Source organism: Kangiella shandongensis (assembly GCF_020005365.1).
Lineage (GTDB): Bacteria > Pseudomonadota > Gammaproteobacteria > Enterobacterales > Kangiellaceae > Kangiella > Kangiella shandongensis.
This window is the reverse complement of sequence record NZ_JACNML010000023.1, coordinates 1-1,232: the sequence shown is the minus strand read 5'-3', so window position 1 is coordinate 1,232 and position 1,232 is coordinate 1. Positions and strand designations below refer to the sequence as shown.

The 1,232-nt window shown below is 45.0% G+C and carries 1 protein-coding gene; it reads right to left on the bottom strand.

Annotated features, from left to right (window positions below; all coding sequences use genetic code 11):
- Positions 1-18 precede the first annotated feature (18 nt).
- Positions 19-1,169 (bottom strand): IS3 family transposase gene (locus tag H7708_RS13365; protein ID WP_223671355.1). Its coding sequence is split into 2 segments (ribosomal slippage): positions 19-926 and positions 926-1,169, totalling 1,152 coding nucleotides; the frame shifts between segments, so codons are not numbered across the junction.
- Between the last annotated feature and the right edge of the window lie 63 nt (positions 1,170-1,232).

Sequence of the window (1,232 nt, the reverse complement as noted above, 5' to 3'; positions counted from 1 at the left end):
TGAATCGCCCCAAGTTTTCTAGATACCTTTTAGCTTCATAAAATAGTTCTTTTCAAACTCGACTGGTGACACATCATCATTGTTACCATGTCGTCGCTTGGCATTGTAAAACATTTCGATGTAGTCGAATATATCTTGTTTAGCTTGCTCTCTATCGCTATAAATCCGGCGCTTTACTCTCTCTCGCTTTAGCTGCGCAAAGAAGCTTTCTGCAACTGCATTGTCGTGACAGTTTCCCTTACGACTCATACTCGCTTTTAAGCCATGAGCTTGCAGTAACTCTGACCAGTCATAGCTTGTATACTGGCTTCCTTGATCAGAATGTACCAGTACCCGATGTTTAGGCTTTCTTCTCCAAATCGCCATGATGAGGGCATTCAATACCAGATCGGCATTAATTTTGTGGCTCATTGACCAACCAATAATGTGTCTTGAAAATAAATCCATGACCACAGCCAAAAACAGCCAGCCTTCATGGGTTTTGATATAAGTGATGTCAGTCACCCAGACCTGATTGGGAGCGCGAACCTCAAACTGCCGTTGCAGATGATTATCGGCAACTTCTGAAGCTTGCCCCGAACGATACCGATAGCGTTTGTGATAACCACGTTGAGAGAACAAGCCTTCCAACTTCATCAACCTTGCTACACGGTTTTTGCCACAAGCAACCCCTTGAGCCAGTAAGTCACGGTAGATCTTGCGGTAGCCATAAACTCCACCGCTTTCCAGCCAGGATTGTTTAATAAACCCCAGGTGTTCCCGCTCCTTCTTTTCACGCTGAGTAACAGGTGTTTTTAGCCAGGCATAGTAGCCACTGGGATGACAGCTTAATACTGAGCATAATAGGCGTACTGGATAACGAGCCACTCGTGATTTTATGAACGCGTACCTTTCTTTGACTCGCCTGCAAAGTACGCCGCGGCCTCCTTTAAGATATCGCGTTCCTGAGTCACTCGTTTTAATTCTTTTTGAAGCCGTTTGATTTCTGCCTGGCTTGCACTTTCTTGTTGGTAAGCCTCTCGACTATCGCCATAGCGCTCAAGCCAACTGTATAAGCTTTTCGTGGTTACCCCTAAACGGCGACCCACTTCGCTGACGCTATGACCGCTTTCTGTAATGTGCTTGACGGCCTGAATTTTAAATTCTTCGGTATATCGCTTGGATGACATTTCATTCTCCTCTTTAGCTTCATTGTATAGCTAAAAAGTGTCTAGGAATATCGGGGCGATTCA